General features: G+C 69.1%; 1 protein-coding gene. It reads right to left on the bottom strand.

Features of this window, described 5'->3' with window-relative positions:
* Positions 1 to 1,613: cadherin-like domain-containing protein (locus FHT77_RS31095; RefSeq protein WP_183759304.1), on the bottom strand; the 1,613-nt coding region annotated here is incomplete at both ends.

Below are 1,613 nucleotides of genomic sequence, written 5' to 3' on the forward strand. Positions count from 1 at the left end.
TCGATGCCATCAAGGCTGTCGCTGCCGATATCGGCGCCGGTGGCGGTGCCGGATGCAAGGTCGACGGTAACGGCTGCCGTCGCGCCGCTGGCGTCATAGGTGTCACTGCCCTCGCCGCCGACATAGGTGTCGTTGCCGTCGGTAACGGGCGTGCCCGCGGCCGCCTCCGGCAGGTCCTCGCCAAGCAGCCCGACCTTGAAGATATCGTCGCCGGCCAAGCCGAGCGCCACGTCCGTGCCGAGGCCGCCCGTCAGTGCGTCGTCGCCCGCGCCGCCATCGATCAGATCGTCGCCGGCCTTGCCGGCAAGCTCATCGTCGCCGGCCCCGCCCTGCAGATGGTTGTCGTTGCCGTCGCCACCAATCGTGTCGTCGTCGGCGCTGCCGATGACGTTCTCGATGCCATCAAGGCTGTCATTGCCGATATCAGCGCCGGTGGCGGTGCCTGATGCCAGGTCGACATTGACGGCTGCCGTCGCACCGCTGGCGTCATAGGTGTCGCTGCCCTCGCCGCCGACATAGGTGTCGTTGCCGTCGGAGGCGGAGGCGGGGGTGGAGGTCGACGTACCCGTGGCCGATGCCGCCTGGCGCAGGTCCTCGCTGAGCAGCCCGACCCGGAAGGTATCGCTGCCGTCGCCGCCGAGCGCCACGTCCTTGCCGAGACCGCCGGTCAGCACGTCATTGCCGGCGCCGCCTTCCAGCAGGTCGTCGCCGGCCTCGCCGAAGAGCTGATCGTCGCCGTCATCCCCCATCAGGTGGTCGTTGCCGGCGCCGCCGAACAGCCGGTCGTGGCCCCCCTCGCCGATCAGGCTGTCATTGCCTTCGTCGCCGAACAGGTCGTCGTCGCCCTCGCCGCCGAACAGCACGTCGTTGCCAAGCCCGCCGAACAGACGGTCGTTGCCGGCCTCGCCATGGATCAGGTCGTCGCCGTCGCCGCCGAAGACGGTATCGTCGCCGGACCCGGCAAACACCACGTCACGGCCCTCGCGGGCATAGACGAAGTCGTCGCCAGCCTTCAGCGAGATGATGTCGTCATCGGGCGTGCCGAGCAGCCGGTCGTCACCGTCGGTGCCGGCAATCTCGTGCGGCCCCCCCTTCAAGAGCGACAGGCTCGACTGCGTGACGATGCTGCCCTTGCCGTCGCTCACCTGGTAGGTGAAGGTCACCGGGCCGCTCACCCCGCGCGCCGGCGTATAGAGCCAGACACCGTCGCCATAGGCGGTGATCGCCCCGCTCGAGGCCGTCAGGTTGCGCACGCTCAGCTCATCGCCGTCCGGATCGTAGGTCTTGGCCAGGAGATCGTCGAGGAAGATCAGCATCGACAGGTTGACAAGGCCGTTGGCCAGAACGTTGCGGCCGAGCGACACCGGCAACCGGTTGGCGCGGGTCTCGTCATCGTCGTCGTCGCCGCCATCGCCGCCATGCTGGCCAGGGCCGCCCGGCAGTGGCCCCCCGCCATGACCGTTGCCATCACCGTCGCGATCGCCGGGACCGCGGCCACGACCACCACCATGGCCGCCACCGCCGCCACCGTGGCGGGCCCGACCAGGATTGGGGAAGTGGAAGTTCTCGCCGTTGATGCCGATGCGGCCGTCATTGTCGTTGGCGTTGAAGGC

It is taken from the genome of Rhizobium sp. BK181 (assembly GCF_014193305.1).
Taxonomy (GTDB): domain Bacteria; phylum Pseudomonadota; class Alphaproteobacteria; order Rhizobiales; family Rhizobiaceae; genus Rhizobium.